Genomic DNA, 17,750 nt, shown 5'->3' with positions numbered 1-17,750 from the left:
AGGCGTGATCAGTTTCCGAGGAGACCACCGACGACGTTTCCGGTGCCGTCGAGAACGCCGCCGACCACATTGCCCGTGCCGTCCAAGACCTTGCCGACTCCGCTACCGACGCCGTCCACGACAGCGCCAGTGCCTTCACCGACGCCTTGCAATGCGTCACCGACGCCGCTGCCGTCGGGTTGTGGTGCGGGCTGCGGCGCTGGTTGAGGCGCAGCTTGGAGTGCGGGAGCCGCCGGCTCCACCGGAGCTGCAGGGGGAACGGGGACCGGCGCTGCGTCGGTCGGCGCGGGTGCCGGTGCACCATCGGCGCCGTCCGCGGGCATGCCGGTTCCGGCCGGTGCGTCCGGAGTGGCGACACCGTTCCCGGTCGTGGCTGCGTGGGTGGCCCCCGCGGGCACTGCCGTGGCGGATCGCCCGGCGTCGCTGATGGTGACGCCAGACGACGGGTCGAGTGCCGGGGCCGACCCGGACGAGGGGGTATCGGTGGTGCTGGTCGTCGCTGCCTCCCGCACCATGTTGTTCGTTCCGCTGTCGCCGCTGCTCCCGAGGGTGCCGATGGCGAGGCCGCCGCCTGCGAGCAGGACGATCGCGGCAGCGGCACTGCCGATGATCGTGGCCCTGCGAGCGCGGGTGCGTATCGGTTCGTTCGGCGCCGGATCGAGCACGGCGGGACGGTGCACCCCGGACACCGCGGCGAGCACGACGGTCTCGGCATCGTCGTTCGTCATGGGTGCAGGTGCAGGTGCAGGTGCCGGGATCGGGGCCGGGGTCGCGTCTGCAGCGAAGAGCGCTGCGCCGTGCGCAGCGGTGAACGTGGGCTGCGGGGATGCGACGACCGGAAGGCCGAATCGAGACGAAACCAATTCGGCAACAAGGGGTATCGACGCTCCGCCGCCGGTGAGCAACACCCGGCCCACGTCGGAGACATCGATGCCGGCGGCACGCAGAGCGTCGTGCACCGTCTCGATCGAGGCCTCCAGTGGTCCGCGCGTGAGCTCCTCGAATTCGTCGCGTACCACCCGCACGCTCTGCCGGACGCCGGGTAGGTCGATCGTGACGGTGGTTTCGGTGTCGGACGAGAGCGCTTCCTTCGCGGCGCGGCAGTTCCAGCGCAGATCGCGCAGCAAGGCCACCATCGCCGGTGCGAGCAGGTCGGTGTCGGGTAGTGCGTCGCGCACCTGGTCGAGTACGTGCGTGGTGAGTGCGTGATCGAGCAGGTCGCCGGAGACCTCGACGTTCACCACCGGCCGTCCCAGGATCGCGGGAGCATTGCCACCGCGGAGCACCGCAACGTCGAGGGTTCGAGCCCCGAGGTCGTACACGACGGTGACATCGTCATCGGCGAGTGCCTCCCGCGCGCCGTCGAGCCACCGCACGGCCGCTACCGGCTCGGCAACGAGGGTTGCGCTCACTCCCGCGCGGTCGAGCGCGGCCTCCAAGGAAGCGACCGAGTGCTCCGACCACGCGGCCGGATACGTCAGCGTGGTCGCCGGCGTCGGTGCAGCCGGATCCACCGCGTCGCGCAGCAGGCACGCGACGGCGGTCGCGGTGAGGTCTTCGCCCAGGTATGCCTCGCCGTCTTCCGTGAGGATGCCGACGGGATCGCCGACGCGTGCCGTGAACCCGGTCAGGGCCCGCGGCCCCGGACCGGTGAGGTGATCGAGATACGGGGCGCCGTCGGTGGGCAGGTGCAGCTCCGTCGCGCGGACCAGCACAGCCGGTGCCCGATGGCCGGCCGGCTCGTGCACGGTGAGCGCCACCGCGTTCGCCGACCCCACCGTGACGCCGAGTCCTGATGCCATGCGCATACTCCTGATCCGGTCGGAGGCCTCTCCGACGTGGGTGCAGGGAACCTGCACGTATCTCGGCTCCTATGTCGTTCGCCGCGGCCGTGTTGTTAGCGGCGCCCACCCGGAGTGGGGCGAATCCCCTAACGCGCCGCGATCCCCCAACCGGCCGGGCGCCGTAGGTAGGGGGCGTGGACCCCTTGGGCGCTGGGGTCGGGGTTCGTAGCGTCGAAGGCAGATTCGACAACCCAGGAGAGACGCGATGTCCAATGCAGTGCTCGACTTCATCCTCGATCTGTTCCGCGATGAGAACGAACTTGCTCGCTACTGCGCGAACCCGGAGGCCGTGCTCGCCGAGGCAGGACTGAACGATGTCTGCCACGCCGACATCGTTGCCGTCGCGCCGCTTGTCGCCGATACCGGCCTGTTCGCAGGATCCACGGCGGACCTGACCGCCGTACTGAACGGTGCCGTAGGTGCTGGGGGCGCGCTGGCGAGTTCAGCGGGCCTTGCGGGGAGCGGTGCACTCGGACTCGGCGGAGCTGCCGGACTCGGCCTCGGCGCGAGCCTCGGTGCCGGACACGCGGGGAGCGTCACAGCCGGGGCGGGCGCAAGTGCAGGTCTCGACGTTGACCTGTCGAGCTCGCTCGGCGCCGCGCTCGAAATCGGTGGTGACCTCGGCGCGAACCTCGGCGCCGCACTCGGCGGTGCTCTCGGTGCAGGTGCAGGACTCGATCTCGGGGCGGATCTCGGACTCGATGTCGCAACGGCGATCACGACCGGACTCGGCCTCGGCGCTGGTGCCGCCGCAGGCTTCGGCGCGACCCTCGATGCTGCCGTCGCTGCGGTCGGCGGACTCGGGGCCGACCTCGGCGCCACCCTAGAGGTTGCGTTCGGTGTGGGCGGTGCGCTCGGTGCCGATCTCGGCGTGGCATTCGGCGGTCTCCTCGACAACGCGATCAGCGCAGGCGGCGAATTCTCTGCGGCGCTCGACGGGGCACTCGCCGGCGGAGCGGAGCTGGGTACGGCACTCGGCGTCGGCCTTGGTGGCGCGCTCGGCGCCGGTGCCGAACTCAGCGGCGCACTCGGCGGTGCCGTGGAATCGGTACTCGGAACCGGGCTCGAAGCCGACGCGGGCATCGGCCTCGTGGCAGGCCTGGGTGCGTCGCTGTCCGCATTGCTCGGCGCCGGAGGTGAGACCGCAGGAGACCTGGGCGCTGCACTCGGAACCGTAATCGAAAGCGGTGCCGACGGCGGGTTCGTGGGCGGCATCGATCTCGGTGGCCTCCTCTCGGGCTCGGGGGAGACGGACCTCGATCTCGGCACGGTCGTCGGTGGCGTACTCGGCGGCGCGCTCGGGCTGGACACAACGGCGACGACGGAGCTGTCCGCGGCACTGGGCGGTGCGCTCGACGCCGGGGTGGGCGCAGGCGCAGACCTCGGTGCGACCGCAGGCGGGGACCTGTCGGCGGTGCTCGGTTCGGCATTCTCCGCAGGCGGAGAAGCCGGTGCCCACCTCGGTGCGCAGCTCGGCGGTGCACTCGAGACCGGAGGTGGGTCGCTCGAAGCGGGCGGTGACCTCGCGACCGGGATCGCCACCACGATCGGCACCGGACTCGGAGCGGGAGCCGACGCGACGGGCCAGCTCGGTTACGCCCTCGACGGAGCGCTCGATGCGGGTGCAGGTCTCGTCGCCGGCGTCGGTGGTGACATCGCGACCGGAATCGACGGGGGGCTCGGGGCAGGCGTGGGTCCGGGAACAGATCTGGCAGGTGGGCTCGGTACCGCGGTCGAGGGGACCTTCGGTGCCGGTGCCGACCTCGGTGGTGGTCTCGGTGCAGGTCTGAGCAGTGGGCTCGGTACCGCGGTCGAGAGCGCAGGCGATGTCGGCGCAGATCTCGGTGCCGACCTGTCGGGCGGACTCGAGTCGGTCACCGACCTCGACGGCACCGCGACCGGGACGCTCGGTGGCGCTGTCGACGGGGCTGTGAGTGGTTGGTCGTCGCTGGACGGCGACGTGTTCGGTGCGGCCGAAGGCGCCGGTGGTCTGTTCGGTTCCGGCGACTTCATGGCCGACAGCGGCCTCGGCGGTGGCCTGTTCGGAACCATCGGCGCCGACCCGGCAGAGACGGTGGCCGGCGACCCGGCAGCACTGGACGACCCGATGCCCTGATCCGTCTTCCGGCTCCGGCCATAATGGCCGGAGCCGGCCCCACGACAGAAAGCGGTGCGACACCTCGCCATGTCACTCTCACCCGCAGATGCCGCCACCCGCCGCGCGGCGCTTGTCGATCTCATCGACGAGACGATTGTGTCGGCACGTGCCGCCGATCGCGTCGACCTCGATGCGCGGCTCGCTGCCGCCCGTACCCGGGTGGCCGACCCGAGGTTGCGTGTCGTCGTGGTCGGTCCGCTGAACCAGGGCAAGAGCAGATTCGTCAATGCGCTGCTGGGACTCGATGTGTGCTCCGTCGGAGACGACGAGACCACCGCGGTCCCGACGCTCGTGCAGCACGGCGACCGGCCTCGCGCCGACCTCGTGCTCACAGGGGACGGGGCGGAGCGCATCGAGATCCCACCAGGCGACCTCGCCCGCGTCACTCCGGCAACCCCGCATGCCGACGGACGAACCGTACAGCGACTCGAGGTCAGCGCGCCCAGCCCACTGCTGGCCGACGGGCTGGTCTTCGTCGACACTCCCGGTGTGGGCGGTCATGGAAACCCGCACACCGCAGCAACATTGACCTTGCTTGCAAGTGCCGACGCGGTATTCGTCGTCTCCGACGCCAGTCAGGAGTTCACCGCCCCGGAGATGTCGTTCCTGCGTCAGGTGCACACGCTGTGCCCGGCGTCGGCGGTGCTGCTCACCAAGACCGACCTGTATCCGCACTGGCGTCGGATTCTCGACGCCGACCGGACACATCTGCGGGATGCGGGTCTCGACGTGCCGCTCGTGCCCGTGTCGTCGCTGTTGCGCGAGTACGCTCTCCGTACCGACGATGCGTCGCTGCAGGCCGAATCGGGGTTCTCAGCGGTGTACGACTTCCTGCGTGAACGCGTGGTCGAGCGAAATGCCGACGCGGCTCGGGTGTCGGTCGCGCGCGACGTGCGGCGCGTGATCGAGCATCTCGCGCTCGGTGTCCAGAGCGAACTCACCGCCCTCCGTGATCCGGCAGCCGGCGCCGCTGCCATCGAGGATCTGCAGCGTGCCAAGACAGCGGCCGAGACGTTGCGGACACGCGCCGCGCGGTGGCAGATCACGCTTGCCGACGGCATCACCGACCTGGCCGCCGACGTCGACCACGATCTGCGCGACCGGCTGCGGAGCGTCACTCGCGCAGCGGAGGAGTCCGTCGACGAATGCGATCCCGGCCGCGAATGGCCCAGGCTCGGTCAGTGGCTCGGAGAGCAGGTCGCCGAATCGGTGGGTGACAACTTCGTGTGGGCGCACGAACGGGCCCTGGCGCTGGCAGGCACCGTCGCCGAGCACTTCGCTCTCGACGACGTGCAGCTGCCGGCGCTGCGCCTCGGTGACCTGTCGGGGCTGCTCGCACCCGTCGGCGACCTGTCGGATCTTGAATCGGGACGTATCGGTGTCGGGCAGAAGGTGCTCGTCGGGATGAAAGGTTCGTACGGCGGTGTGCTCATGTTCGGACTGGTGACCACTCTGATGGGGATGGCGCTCGTCAACCCGATCTCGGTTGGTGCCGGAGTGGTGTTGGGCACCAAGGCATATCGTGACGACAAGCAGGCGCGTGTCGTCAAGCGGCGGGCCGACGCGAAGATCGCCGTCCGAAAGTTCACCGACGACGTCAGCTTCCAGGTGGGCAAGGAATCGAAAGATCGGTTGCGGGTCATTCAACGACAGTTGCGAGATCACTTCACGGACATCGCCGACCAGACCCTTCGCTCGTTGTCGGAATCGATGAAGGTTGCGCAGGACGCCGCGAACGTCGAACAGCAGGAACGGCATCGGCGGGTCGCGGACCTCGAGCGACAGGTGACCGAACTGACCGGCCTGCGCGACCGCATGGCCCGATTCGCCGGGGCCGAAGCGTGAGCGCGGCACTCGACCGCGCGCGCGGTCTCGTCGATGCTGCCCGCGCACGATACGGTGCAGACCCAGCGGTGGCCGAGTCGATCTCCGCCTGTGCGCACCGTCTCGATCAACCGCTGCGCGTGGCTCTTGCAGGGTCGCTGAAGGCGGGAAAGTCGACTCTGCTCAACGCGCTTGTGGGACAAGATATTGCCCCCACCGACGCGACCGAGTGCACTCGCGTCGTGACGTGGTATCGGAACGGTCCCACCCCGACGGTGACCGCCTGGTACGACGGCGGAAGCAAGTTCGGTGTGCCGGTGCAGCGGCATGATCGCCGGCTCACATTCGACCTCGGCTCGCTCACGGCGGACCGCGTCGACTACATCGACGTGCAATGGCCTGCCAGCGCGCTCGCGCACACCACGCTCGTCGATACTCCCGGCACATCGTCGCTGTCGCGGGACGTCTCAGCGCGCACCCTGGCTCTGCTGGCCCCCGACGATGCTGCGTCCGGCGCCGATGCGGTGGTCTATCTCATGCGCACCCTCGGTGCCGCCGACGTCGAGTTCCTCGACCGGATCGGCAGGCATGTGGGTGGCGAATCCGGCCCCCTCGGGGTGATCGGTGTCGTGTCGCGGGCCGACGAAGTGGGGGCGGGGCGCGCCGACGCCATGGCCTCCGCGCGAGATGTCGCGTCGCGGCTCACGGGCGAGCTCGAACGAACAGGATTGTGTCAGGCCGTCGTTCCCGTTGCCGGCCTCCTCGCGCTGGCTGCGCGCACGCTCCGGCAGACCGAGTTTGCGGCGTTCGAGGCACTCGCGCAGGTGCCGGGGGAGCAGCTGCACATCGCGATGCTCTCCGCCGACCGGTTCTCACGACCCGACATCGAGCTCCCCGTCGACCCTGCGATGCGCGCACAGCTTGCAGATCGTTTCGGGCTCTTCGGTATCCGGATGGCCGTCGCGCTCGTCCAGCTCGGGATCCGTGATTCGCCGTCGCTCGCTGCTGAGCTCGTCGCCCGCAGTGGCCTGGACGAGCTGCGCCAGGTGATCGACGTGCAGTTCGGTCAGCGGGCAGATCAGCTCAAGGCGCACTCGGCGTTGCTCGCGCTCGACAAGGTGGTGCGCACATACGGAGACCGGGAGTTGCGTGCGGCGGTGCAGCGGGAGCTGGCCGACGGGCACGGTTTCGCCGAGTTGCGGCTCCTCGGCCGTCTGCGGTCGGCGCGTCTTTCGCTGGGCGATGACGACCTGGCAGACCTGCAACGCCTGATCGGGGGTTTCGGGATCGAGGCGACACAGCGGCTCGGATTGCCCGGTGACGCCCCACCCGCCCAGATTCGAGAAGCAGGTGTTGCTGCGGTCCGGCGGTGGCGTCAGTTCGCCGAGCATCCGCTGCTCGATCCGGCGACCGCCCGGGCGGCCACGGTGGCGGCGCGCAGCGCGGAGGGGATTCTCATCACGAAGGCAAACGAGGCGCGGTCCTCGTAGAAGCGGAGCAACGGACAGATACAAACGTTTGCGAAGGTTGTATCTGTCCGTTGCTGTGGTGATCACCGTCGACGTGCCCTGCCTGCTGCGTCGAGCAGACGTGCGCGCACCGCGTCGAACTCGAACAGCTCTCGCCACGTCCATCGCACGACCTCGTAGCCGAGTGCTCGGATCGTGTCCTCTCGAAGTTTCTCGCGATGGATGGTGTCAGCGGTCGCGCCGGGCTCGTCGGAGCCGTACTTTCCGCGTCCGTCGAATTCACCGACCACGCCGGGGTCTTCCCAGAAGAAATCGGGTCGGGCGACGAACACTCCGGAATCGGTTCGGAGTTCGTGCTGAAGTACGGGAGCGGGGAGTCCTGCGGTGTGGATCCGGAGCCGACTCAGCGATTCGCCGGGGCTCTCGCTGCGGCCGTCGAGGAACTCCACTGTTCGACGTGCCTTCGCGATCCCTTGGCGCGCCCGTCCTGCCGCAAGCATCTCGGGTAACAACAGGGCGACGTTCGGGTGCATCCGCAACGCGGAGTCTCCGGCGATCACCGCCTGGTCGACGGGTAGTGCGCGCGCCAGGTCGACGATCGTGCGAGCGACGGAGGTGACGGGCAGGCCTTCGACGTGGCAGATCTCCTCGGGCCGTAATGACGCCGTGTGGATGTGCCGGGTCTCGCGTCGGCTACCGCCGGAGGCGCGGTCGCGGGTGAGGTGGACGCACCTCGGATCGACGCCCCACAGGTCGAATCCGTGCAGGACGGCAGCCGAGACGTGGCTGATCGCTTCGTCGTCGGAGAAGGTGCCTCGGAGGGCCGTCAGGCGGGCACGGTGCCCGGCGAGGGGGTCGAGGTCGGTGGCGGCGTCGACATAGATTCCGCGTGCGATGCGCTTCAGCGATCCGTTGCGCAGCGCGTGTCGGATCTCGTCGGCGGTGGTGCCGGAGGCAAGCAGATCGGATCGGCGTTTCAGGGGTGGTTCGGTCATGCCTGTCAGCGTCGCGACCCCCTACGACGAGATAGGGCGAATCCGGGGCCGGAGGGCTGGATCTGTGGACAACGCGGTCGCCTGTGGACAACCACGATTGCAACGCCTCCGGACAGATACCGCGCGTCGGGAATGGTGTATTTGTCCGCATGTCCCGTAAGCAAGAGTGATGTGCATCACATCCGGAACATATTCTCGTTACTTGCCGTTGGACCCATCAGACAACTTGAGCGCATATGACTCAACTTGCTTGACAGGCAGATGCCGACAGGTGCAAAGTCGAGTCGACCGCGCTCAGTGTGAGTCGGACAGGCTCAGGTTGAGCAAGGAACATCTCGAAAGCATTTGGAGGAAATCATGGCTCGTGCGGTCGGTATCGACCTCGGGACCACCAACTCGGTCGTCTCCGTTCTGGAGGGCGGCGAACCGGTCGTGGTCGCCAACGCTGAAGGTTCACGCACCACCCCGTCGGTTGTTGCGTTCGCCAAGAACGGCGAAGTTCTGGTGGGCCAGCCCGCCAAGAACCAGGCGGTCACCAACGTCGACCGCACGATCCGCTCGGTCAAGCGCCACATCGGCACCGACTGGACCGTCGCGATCGACGACAAGAAGTACACCTCGCAGGAGATCAGCGCTCGCACGCTGATGAAGCTCAAGCGCGACGCCGAGGCGTACCTGGGTGAGGACATCACCGACGCGGTCATCACCGTGCCCGCGTACTTCAACGACTCGCAGCGTCAGGCGACGAAGGAAGCCGGCACCATCGCAGGCCTCAACGTCCTGCGCATCGTCAACGAGCCCACCGCGGCCGCGCTTGCCTACGGTCTCGACAAAGGCGAGAAGGAACAGACCATCCTCGTCTTCGACCTCGGCGGCGGCACGTTCGACGTGTCCCTCCTGGAGATCGGCGACGGCGTCGTCGAGGTGCGCGCCACCTCCGGCGACAACCACCTCGGTGGCGACGACTGGGACGAACGCGTCGTGACGTGGCTCGTCGACAAGTTCAAGTCGCAGCACGGCGTCGACCTGACCAAGGACAAGATGGCCCTGCAGCGTCTGCGTGAGGCTGCGGAGAAGGCGAAGATCGAGCTGTCGAGCTCGCAGTCGACGTCCATCAACCTGCCGTACATCACGGTCGACGCAGACAAGAACCCGCTCTTCCTCGACGAGCAGCTGACCCGCTCGGAGTTCCAGAAGATCACCAACGATCTCCTCGAGCGCACCCGCGCGCCGTTTCAGCAGGTCGTCAAGGATGCAGGTATCGCTGTCGGCGACATCGACCACGTCGTGCTCGTCGGTGGTTCCACCCGTATGCCCGCAGTCACCGACCTGGTGCGCGAGCTCACCGGTGGCCGCGAGCCCAACAAGGGTGTCAACCCCGACGAGGTCGTGGCCGTGGGCGCTGCCCTGCAGGCCGGCGTCCTCAAGGGTGAGGTCAAGGACGTCCTGCTGCTCGACGTCACCCCGCTGTCGCTGGGTATCGAGACCAAGGGCGGCGTGATGACCAAGCTCATCGAACGCAACACCACGATCCCGACCAAGCGGTCGGAGACCTTCACCACGGCCGACGACAATCAGCCGTCCGTGCAGATCCAGGTCTTCCAGGGTGAGCGCGAGATCGCAGCGCACAACAAGCTGCTCGGCTCGTTCGAGCTCGGCGGTATCGCGCCGGCTCCGCGCGGTGTGCCGCAGATCGAGGTGACCTTCGACATCGACGCCAACGGCATCGTGCACGTCACCGCCCGCGACAAGGGCACCGGCAAGGAGAACACGATCAAGATCCAGGACGGCTCCGGCCTGTCCCAGGAGGAGATCGACCGGATGGTCAAGGACGCCGAGGCTCACGCCGAGGAAGACAAGACCCGTCGCGAGGAGGCCGAGGTTCGCAACCAGGCCGAGTCGCTCGTGCACCAGACCGAGAAGTTCATCAAGGACAACGAGGAGAAGGTGCCTGCCGACGTCAAGGAGAAGGTCGAGGCTGCCATCAAGGAAGCCAACGACGCGCTCGCCGGTTCCGACATCGCCGCGGTGAAGGCTGCCGTCGAAAAGCTCGCGACCGAGTCGCAGGCTCTCGGCCAGGCCATCTACGAGGCGCAGGGCGCAGAAGGCGCAGCCGGTGACGGTGCAGCCGCCGGAGCCGACGATGTCGTCGACGCCGAGGTCGTCGACGAGCCCAACGACACGGAGAAGAAGTGACGTCGAGTACCCCCGAGCAGGAACCGGTCACCGTCACCGACAAGCGGCGGATCGACCCCGAGACCTTCGAGGTTCGTGATTCCGAGCCTCTCGAAGGCGATGTGGTCGAGTCGGCTCCCGGCTCGGAGGGCGACACAGAAGCGTCCACCGAGGCGCCGGTGGAGACTCCGGCATCGGACGAACTCGCCGAGCGCACTGCGGATCTGCAGCGTGTCACGGCCGAGTACGCCAACTACCGGCGTCGGTCCGACGCACAGCGCACGGCAGCGGTGGAGGAAGCCAAGGCCTCGGTCGCGGCGAAGTTCCTCGACGTGCTCGACGATCTCGACCGTGCGCGAGCACACGGAGATCTCGAGTCGGGCCCGCTCAAGGCCATGTCCGACAAGTTGACCACGGTGTTCGACTCGCTCGGGCTGGCCGGATTCGGAGTCGAGGGCGACGCCTTCGACCCTGAACTCCACGAAGCCGTTCAGATGGAGGGCGACGGAAACCATCCCGTTCTCGGGACAGTCCTGCGCAAGGGGTACCGCTACAACGAGCGGATCCTGCGACACGCGATGGTGACGGTGACCGATGGAGATCCGTCGGACACACCGCAGGACAAGTCGTCGGACGAGTCCGGCGCAGAGTAAGAACAACAACAGCGGAAGGAGGAGGCGCCCAGTGAGCCAACGGGAGTGGATCGAGAAGGACTTCTACAAGGATCTGGGCGTTTCCTCGTCCGCATCGGCCGACGAGATCAAGAAGGCCTACCGCAAGCTGGCACGGGACCTACATCCCGACGCCAACCCCGGTGACTCCGCCGCCGAGGAGCGTTTCAAGGCGGTCAGCGAAGCCAATGCCGTGCTGTCCGACCCTGCCAAACGCAAGGAATACGACGAAACCCGTCGCCTGTACGCCTCGGGAGGCTTCCCCGGTGGCGGCGGCTTCCAGCCAGGCGGCGGTGGATTCTCCGGGAGCAGCACCTTCGACCTCGGCGACCTGTTCGGGGGAGGTGCGGCAGGCGACGGTGGGCTCGGCGATCTCTTCGGAGGCATGTTCAATCGCGGCGGAGGCGCAGGCGGGGCAACCCGATCGCGTCCGCGCCGCGGAAGCGATGTCGAGACCGAGACCACCCTCGACTTCCGTGACGCCGTGCTCGGCGTCACCGTTCCGCTGCGCATGACCAGCCCCGCGCCGTGCACCACGTGTCACGGTAGCGGCGCCGAACCGGGCACGAGCCCGCGTGTCTGCCCGCGCTGCAACGGAAGTGGCATCGTCTCGCGCAACCAGGGCGCATTCGGTTTCTCGGAGCCGTGCGACGACTGCCGCGGCAGCGGCTCGATCATCGACAATCCGTGCCACGACTGCCACGGATCCGGCGTGCAGAACCGCACACGGACGATCACCGTCCGCGTTCCCGCGGGCGTGAAGGACGGATCCAAGATCCGTCTCGCCGGGCAGGGCGAGGCCGGACTGCGCGGCGCGCCGTCGGGAGACCTGTTCGTGACGGTGCATGTGCGCTCCGACAAGGTGTTCGGTCGCGAAGGCGACGACCTGACCCTCGTGCTGCCGGTCAGCTACGGCGAACTCGTGTTGGGCGGCACCGTATCGGTACCGACGCTGGAAGGTCGTGTCGGGCTGAAGATTCCGCCGGGCACCGCTGACGGTCGGGTCATGCGTGTCCGCGGCCGTGGTGTCGCGAAGCGCGGCGGCGGCTCGGGCGATCTGCTGGTGACCCTCAAAGTGGCCATCCCGCAGAACCTCGACGACAAGGCGACCGAGGCGCTGCGCACATATCTTCAGGCCGAAGAGGCCGGTGGATTCGATCCGCGTGAAGGATGGGCAGGTGCACGATGAGCGAGACACCAGGTTTCCGTAACCCGCCCGACCCGGATGCACGTGTCTATGTCATCTCGGTCGCGGCCGAACTCGCAGGGATGCATGCGCAGACCCTGCGAAACTACGACCGGCTCGGATTGGTGACCCCACACCGCACCAGCGGTGGCGGTCGCCGGTATTCGCCGCGCGACGTCGAACTGCTTCGTGAAGTGCAGCGACTCTCGCAGGACGAGGGTGTCAGCCTCGCAGGCATCAAGCGGATCATCGAGCTGACCAACCAGGTCGAAGCCCTGCAGCAACGGGTATCGGAGATGTCGGTGGAGATCGCCCGCTTGCGTTCCGCCCGGCGCGATCTTGTTCCCATCCCGCGCAGCAATGCACTGGTGGTGTGGAAGCCGCGCGGACAGCGCGACTCCTGACCGTATCCGCTGCCACGTCAGCCTCCCGATCAGCGGAATCCCACGACCGGAAAGCCCTCCACACGGGCACACTGTGGCGTGTTCCACAGGACCGATCAGCGGAAGGCATCAAGCATGGTGGATTGGGCGGAAGAAACCGACGTACTCGTCGTCGGATCGGGAGCCGGAGGGTGCTGCGGCGCCTACACGGCAGCGCGTGAAGGTCTGTCGGTCACCCTCGTCGAGGCATCCGAGTACTTCGGCGGAACCACCGCTTACTCCGGGGGCGGAGGCGTCTGGTTCCCCACCAACGCCGTCCTGAAGCGCGCCGGCGACGACGACACCATCGACGACGCGCTCACCTACTACCATGCCGTCGTCGGCGACCGCACCCCCCGTGAGCTGCAGGATGCCTACGTGCGCGGCGGCGCGCCGCTGATCGACTACCTCGAGTCGGACGACGAAATCGAGTTCATGGCGTACCCGTGGCCCGACTACTTCGGCAAAGCTCCCAAGGCCCGCGCCGAGGGACGCCACATCGCCCCCAAGCCGCGACCGATCGCGGACGATCCGGAACTCAACGAGTCCATCCGCGGTCCGCTGGGACGTGAACGCAACGGGGACGCGCTGCCGGACGTACTGATCGGCGGACGCGCTCTCATCGGCCGATTCCTCATTGCGCTGCGCAAATACCCGAACGTGTCCTTGTACCGCAACACCCCGCTCGAAGAGCTCGTCGTCGAAGACGGCGTCGTGGTGGGTGCGATCGTCTCGAACGGAGACTCGCGCCGCGCGATCCGCGCCCGCAAGGGCGTCGTTCTCGCGGCCGGCGGCTTCGATCAGAACGACGAGATGCGGGCGAAGTACGGGGTTCCGGGGGCCGCGCAGGATTCGATGGGGCCCTGGTCGAACCTCGGCAAGGCGCACCAGGCCGGTATTGCTGCGGGCGCCGACGTCGACCTGATGGGCGAGGCGTGGTGGTCACCGGGCCTGACACATCCGGACGGCCGATCCGCGTTCGCGTTGTGCTTCACGGGCGGCATCTTCGTCGATCAGGACGGAAAGCGGTTCACGAACGAGTACGCGCCCTACGACCGGCTCGGCCGTGAGGTCATCGCCCGCATGGAAGCCGGTGAGATGACCCTTCCGTTCTGGATGATCTACGACGACCGTGCCGGTGCGGTGCCGCCGATCGCCGCGACGAACGTTCCGTTCTCGGACACCGAGGAGTACGTCGAGAAGGGCCTGTGGAAGTCCGCCGACACGCTCGCCGGGCTCGCCGAGCAGATCGGCGTTCCCGCCGAGGCGCTGGAGGCGACCGTCACACGGTTCAACGAGCTCACCGCAAAGGGCGTCGACGAGGACTTCGGTCGCGGTGACGAGGCGTACGACCTCGCGTTCACCGGTGGCGGTTCGGCGCTGGTGCCGATCGAGAAGGGGCCCTTCCATGCCGCGCAGTTCGGGATCTCCGATCTGGGCACCAAGGGCGGCCTGAAGACCGACACGGTCGGCCGTGTCCTCGACACCGCGGGCAACCCGATCACCGGGCTGTACGCGGCAGGAAACACGATGGCGGCGCCCAGCGGCACCGTCTACCCCGGCGGTGGCAACCCGATCGGCGCGAGCGCGCTGTTCGCGCATCTGGCCGTGAAGGATGCTGCGACCCGCTGACGGGCGCCGACCGAGCATCAAGCGGCCGAACGTCACTCACCTCACAGGGGGAGTGACGTTCGGCCGGTGTCGTTTCAGGGCCGGGCGACCGTGTATGCCACCTTCATGAATGGGAAGCCCGTGCCGACGTGCGACGAGATGGAATAGCCGTGCTGGTTGCCGCCATCGATCCGCGTTCCGTCGGCGTTCGCAGGGCCGGTGCCGTAGTTGCTCGACATCAAGGTCACGTGCCCGTCGCCCGGCATCGTGTAGGTCACCTGGATTCCGAGCCCGCGCCGGTCCGTAGCGACAGCACTGATCGTCTCGGTCGCATGTGCTGCAATCACCGTGGCGGGTTTGTCGACCCACCGCCCGTACTCGTTGCTGTCGCCGGAGTAGATCATCGGCGCGTCACTGGTGTTCGTGACGGTCATGACGATGGTGGGACCGTCGTCGGGAAGTCCATCGGCACCCGCGGTCGCGGGCGCGGTGAGGGTCGCGGTGGCGAAAACGGCTACGGCAAGGACGCGGGTGCGAAGTTTCATTGTGCTCCTGCGGTTGTCGGGGTGCCTGCGGCCGGCGACCGGCCGGCCGACAAAGTGTACCCGCGAGTACGTTTCGCGGGGAGATTCCTTTCCCGTTTCCCGTGCCCGGCCCCGACGGCCGAATGTCACCCTCGGCTACTCGAGGTGCATGAAGGTGACGTTCGGTCAATCGTCAGGCAGGAACCAGTCCGCTGACCTGTGCAACCAGTTCGAGCGACCGCAGCCACGCTTCGCGACCCGGCGCCGTCGACACGACGATCAACTCGTCCGCCTGCGCGCGCTCGGTGAACGCGTCCAGATACGTGCGCACCTCGTCGGGGGTGCCGACGGCGGTGTACCGAAGCATCGTGAGCACCTGCATCCCGGCGGGGGAGTCGAGGAGCATGTCGATCTCTTCCTCGGTGAAGGTGCGGCCGCGCCCGACCATCTGCACGACGCGCTGACGCTTGGCCTTCTCGAACATGTCGACGGCCTCGGCGGTGCTGTCGGCTGCGATCACACCGACACCGGCGATGACGTGCGGCTCCGGGTGCTGTTCGGACGGCTGGTACTCGCTGCGGTACAGCTGCACCGCCTCTTCGAGGGCCTGCGGCGCGAAGTGCGACGCGAACGCATACGGCAACCCGAGGAGCGCCGCGAGCTTCGCGCCGAACAGGGACGATCCGAGAATGTAGAGCGGCACGTCGGTGCCCTTACCTGGGATCGCGTCGACGCCGGGGATGCGGGAATCACCACGTAGATACGCTTGAAGTTCGAGCACGTCCTGCGGGAAGCTGTCCGCCGACGACGGGTCGCGGCGCAGCGCGCGCATGGTCTTCTGGTCGCTGCCGGGTGCGCGACCGAGACCGAGGTCGATACGACCCGGGTGCAGTGTTTCGAGGGTGCCGAACTGTTCGGCGATGGTGAGCGGCGAATGGTTGGGGAGCATGATGCCGCCCGCGCCGAGCCGGATCGTCGAGGTGTGCGCGGCGACGTGCGCGATCAGCACACTGGTCGCCGACGACGCGATCGTCGGCATGTTGTGGTGCTCCGCGTACCAGATCCGGCGGTAGCCCCACTTCTCCGCGAGCTGGGCCATCCTCACGCTGGCCTCGAAACTGTCGCGTGCAGTTTCGCCCTTGCCGATGTGTGCCAGATCGAGAATGGAGAGGGGAACGGTCACCGAGAGATCCTTCGCGTCGGGGCCCGGCACCGGCCGCCGGGCACACCTTCGGTGCAACCCGTTCCCGACGACCGCTATTCCGCCTCGTGTGTCACATGTGCTCGAATGTGCCGTAATTGCCGCGGTAGAACAGCAGCGGGCTGTTCGGATCCAGGGTGGTCAATCCGGTGACGCGGGCGACGACGATGGTGTGGTCGCCTGCGTCGTGTTCAGATTCGACGACGGCCTCCACGCGAGCGAGGGCACCGTCGATGGCGGGCGCACCGTTGTCACCCGGAGACCAGCGGACACCGCGGAACTTGTTTCCGCCGCTCGTCGCGAACGCCCCGCACAGCGTGCGCTGGCTCTCGGCGAGCACGTTGATGGCGAGTGTGCCGACCTCACGGATCCGGGGCCAGGTCGTCGAGGTGCGAGCCGGGCAGAACGACACCAGCGGTGGTTCCAGCGACACCGACGTGAAGGACTGGCACGCGAAGCCCAGCGGCTCGTCACCGTCGAGGGCAGTGATCACGGTGACTCCCGTGCAGAAATTTCCCATCACATCGCGCATCGTGCGTGGATCCAGCACTGCATGTTCCGCGGTCATACTCAGCTCCGTTCCGAGATCGTCGTTCCTCCAGTGTCCGGTACTCGATCGACAAGCGTGGATGGGGCTCCCGATCAGTGGTCGGACACGGCGTGAAATACCGGCCTCTCGCTCAACGGGAAACTGTATCCGCGCGGAGATCCGGCCGCCGTAGCGTCGCGCACATGTCAACAACCGAGAGCATTCCGTCTGCGGATACTGTCCGCGCCACCATCACCGGATACATGGCCGCACTCGAGTCCGGTACGTCGGCGACGATCGCCGCACTGTACGCCGACGACGCGACCCTCGAGGATCCGGTCGGCTCCGAGCCGAAGGTCGGACGTGAGGCGATCACGAAGTTCTACAGCGCACTCGACGGCACGTCGCAGAAGACCGAACTGCTCGCTGTGAAGATCAGCGGGTCGAGCGCCGCCTTCCACTTCCGGGTCACCACCCCGATGGGCGAGGCCACCTACGAGGTCGAGCCGATCGACGTCATGACCTTCGACGAGCAGGGCCGCATCACCTCGATGCGCGCGTTCTGGTCTGCCGACGACATGCGTCAACTCTGATGCCCGGCACAGAACTGACACTCACCGCGGCCGAGCAGGCGATGGCCATCGAGGAGATCAAGCGGGTGTTCGCCGCTCGGCTCCGGGTGATGGACAACAAACAGTGGGAGCTCTACCCGACGCTGCACACCGAGGACGTCGTCAGTGAGACGTTCCGCCTCGAAGGCGGCGACCACAGTCACCTGCCGCCCGCAGAGCGTCCCGGCGCGGTCGTGGGCCGCGAGCCGCTCAAGAACATGATCCAGCAATTCCTCGACGGCGGGGTCACCGTCACCTCGGCCCACCACGGCCACAACCCCGAGATCACGCTCACCTCCGACACCACCGCGACCGGCATCTGGGCGATGGAGGACGTGCTGTGGTGGACCAACGGCGATGTGGAGGAGCACCTGCACGGCTGGGGTCACTACCACGAGGAATACCGCAGGGTGGACGGGACGTGGTTGATCAGCTACCGAAATCTTACGAGGCTGCGGGTCGATCACACGCCGTCGTTCTACTCGTATCGAGGAAAATAACCGCCCACTGTCGTCGGAAACGAATCGGGG

General features: G+C 67.6%; 15 protein-coding genes. 10 read left to right on the top strand and 5 right to left on the bottom strand.

Annotation, left to right across the window (positions count from 1 at the left end):
- Positions 1-8: 8 nt before the first annotated feature.
- Positions 9-1,802 (bottom strand): Hsp70 family protein, encoded by a 1,794-nt coding sequence (locus ACTDXD_RS04385; RefSeq protein ID WP_440125961.1) that lies wholly within the window; start codon positions 1,800-1,802, stop codon positions 9-11.
- Positions 1,803-2,049: 247 nt separating this feature from the next.
- On the opposite strand from ACTDXD_RS04385, the gene ACTDXD_RS04380 reads away from it, so the two are divergent.
- From ACTDXD_RS04380 to ACTDXD_RS04370, 3 genes are all read left to right on the top strand, one after another.
- Complete coding sequence (locus ACTDXD_RS04380; protein ID WP_440125960.1) at positions 2,050-3,960, top strand: IniB N-terminal domain-containing protein; 1,911 nt, start codon at positions 2,050-2,052, stop codon at positions 3,958-3,960.
- Between the two features lie 69 nt (positions 3,961-4,029).
- Complete coding sequence (locus ACTDXD_RS04375) at positions 4,030-5,847, top strand: dynamin family protein (protein ID WP_440125959.1); 1,818 nt, start codon at positions 4,030-4,032, stop codon at positions 5,845-5,847.
- On the top strand, positions 5,844-7,316 hold the full coding sequence (locus ACTDXD_RS04370) for a dynamin family protein (protein ID WP_440125958.1): 1,473 nt from the start codon (positions 5,844-5,846) through the stop codon (positions 7,314-7,316). The genes ACTDXD_RS04375 and ACTDXD_RS04370 overlap by 4 nt, the downstream gene beginning before the upstream one ends.
- Positions 7,317-7,378: 62 nt before the next feature.
- On the opposite strand, the gene ACTDXD_RS04365 is transcribed toward ACTDXD_RS04370, so the two are convergent.
- Complete coding sequence (locus ACTDXD_RS04365; RefSeq protein WP_440125957.1) at positions 7,379-8,290, bottom strand: hypothetical protein; 912 nt, start codon at positions 8,288-8,290, stop codon at positions 7,379-7,381.
- Positions 8,291-8,647: 357 nt separating this feature from the next.
- On the opposite strand from ACTDXD_RS04365, the gene dnaK reads away from it, so the two are divergent.
- The 5 genes from dnaK (at position 8,648) to ACTDXD_RS04340 (ending at position 14,376) form a co-directional block, all read left to right on the top strand.
- Positions 8,648-10,486 carry a molecular chaperone DnaK gene (dnaK, locus tag ACTDXD_RS04360; protein ID WP_440125956.1) on the top strand — a complete coding sequence of 613 codons (1,839 nt, stop codon included), beginning with the start codon at positions 8,648-8,650 and terminating at the stop codon, positions 10,484-10,486.
- Positions 10,483-11,118, top strand: a complete 636-nt coding sequence (grpE, locus tag ACTDXD_RS04355; protein ID WP_440125955.1) for a nucleotide exchange factor GrpE — start codon at positions 10,483-10,485, stop codon at positions 11,116-11,118. The genes dnaK and grpE overlap by 4 nt, the downstream gene beginning before the upstream one ends.
- A 31-nt stretch (positions 11,119-11,149) precedes the next feature.
- The gene (gene dnaJ / locus ACTDXD_RS04350) at positions 11,150-12,325 is read left to right on the top strand and encodes a molecular chaperone DnaJ (RefSeq protein ID WP_440125954.1); all 1,176 of its coding nucleotides are present in this window, start codon (positions 11,150-11,152) and stop codon (positions 12,323-12,325) included.
- Positions 12,322-12,726: a heat shock protein transcriptional repressor HspR gene (locus ACTDXD_RS04345; protein ID WP_440125953.1), complete on the top strand. Its 405-nt coding sequence runs from the start codon at positions 12,322-12,324 to the stop codon at positions 12,724-12,726. The genes dnaJ and ACTDXD_RS04345 overlap by 4 nt, the downstream gene beginning before the upstream one ends.
- A 114-nt stretch (positions 12,727-12,840) precedes the next feature.
- On the top strand, positions 12,841-14,376 hold the full coding sequence (locus ACTDXD_RS04340) for an FAD-binding protein (protein ID WP_440125952.1): 1,536 nt from the start codon (positions 12,841-12,843) through the stop codon (positions 14,374-14,376).
- 74 nt (positions 14,377-14,450) lie between these two features.
- On the opposite strand, the gene ACTDXD_RS04335 is transcribed toward ACTDXD_RS04340, so the two are convergent.
- From ACTDXD_RS04335 to ACTDXD_RS04325, 3 genes are all read right to left on the bottom strand, one after another.
- Entirely contained in the window at positions 14,451-14,900 is a 450-nt protein-coding gene (locus tag ACTDXD_RS04335; RefSeq protein ID WP_440125951.1) for a hypothetical protein, read from the bottom strand.
- Between the two features lie 172 nt (positions 14,901-15,072).
- Positions 15,073-16,062 carry an LLM class flavin-dependent oxidoreductase gene (locus ACTDXD_RS04330; RefSeq protein ID WP_440125950.1) on the bottom strand — a complete coding sequence of 330 codons (990 nt, stop codon included), beginning with the start codon at positions 16,060-16,062 and terminating at the stop codon, positions 15,073-15,075.
- Positions 16,063-16,153: 91 nt separating this feature from the next.
- Complete coding sequence (locus ACTDXD_RS04325) at positions 16,154-16,648, bottom strand: flavin reductase family protein (protein WP_440125949.1); 495 nt, start codon at positions 16,646-16,648, stop codon at positions 16,154-16,156.
- A 164-nt stretch (positions 16,649-16,812) separates the two neighbouring features.
- Between ACTDXD_RS04325 and ACTDXD_RS04320 the strand changes: the two genes are divergently transcribed.
- Positions 16,813-17,202 (top strand): nuclear transport factor 2 family protein, encoded by a 390-nt coding sequence (locus ACTDXD_RS04320; RefSeq protein WP_440125948.1) that lies wholly within the window; start codon positions 16,813-16,815, stop codon positions 17,200-17,202.
- Positions 17,202-17,720, top strand: a complete 519-nt coding sequence (locus tag ACTDXD_RS04315) for a nuclear transport factor 2 family protein (protein WP_440125947.1) — start codon at positions 17,202-17,204, stop codon at positions 17,718-17,720. The genes ACTDXD_RS04320 and ACTDXD_RS04315 overlap by 1 nt, the downstream gene beginning before the upstream one ends.
- The last annotated feature ends 30 nt before the right edge of the window (positions 17,721-17,750 follow it).

The sequence above is a fragment of the Rhodococcus sp. SJ-3 genome (assembly GCF_051918125.1).
In the GTDB taxonomy this organism is placed as follows: domain Bacteria; phylum Actinomycetota; class Actinomycetes; order Mycobacteriales; family Mycobacteriaceae; genus Rhodococcus.
Note: the sequence above shows the minus strand (reverse complement) of the source record. Positions and strands in the feature narration are given on the sequence as shown.